The organism is Bacteroides sp. AM16-24, assembly GCF_003471885.1.
Taxonomy (GTDB): Bacteria; Bacteroidota; Bacteroidia; order Bacteroidales; family Bacteroidaceae; genus Bacteroides.
Genome location: NZ_QRKI01000040.1, coordinates 1 through 537, shown reverse-complemented (window position 1 = coordinate 537; position 537 = coordinate 1).

Genomic DNA, 537 nt, shown 5'->3' with positions numbered 1-537 from the left:
GAATAAAAGTTGGGTTTTTGTCCCTAGGAGGGGTCTAAAAATTGGTTTTTTGTCCCTAAGAAGTTGGTTTTTTGTCCCTAAGAAGTTGGTTTTTTGTCCCTAAGAAGTTGGTTTTTTGTCCCTGATTTTTTACCATTATCTGTTGTTTTTCAGATAGTTACCCTTTCATTTTTAAGGGTACTACCATCACTAGCTGATAAAAAAAAACCTGATAATCATACCAACACACAAAAAAGGAACTTTTCTTATTACATAAACCCATAAAAAAGGAACTTTTCTCATAATCTTAACACAAACTTTAGGGAAAAGAACATCTATTAACAAAAAAAGACACTATATGATACAAATAATCAATCAAAAGTTGGGTTTTTGTCCCTATCTAAAAAAAACATATTTTAAAAAGTTGGGTTTTTGTCCCTATGCTTTTTTGATATACTGTAGGGAAAGAAATTGATACCGAATTATCATTCCTGGCACACCCTGTAGAACGACCTTTTGATACCAAATACAAAAAGCAGCCGGAAGCCGGACGCAAAA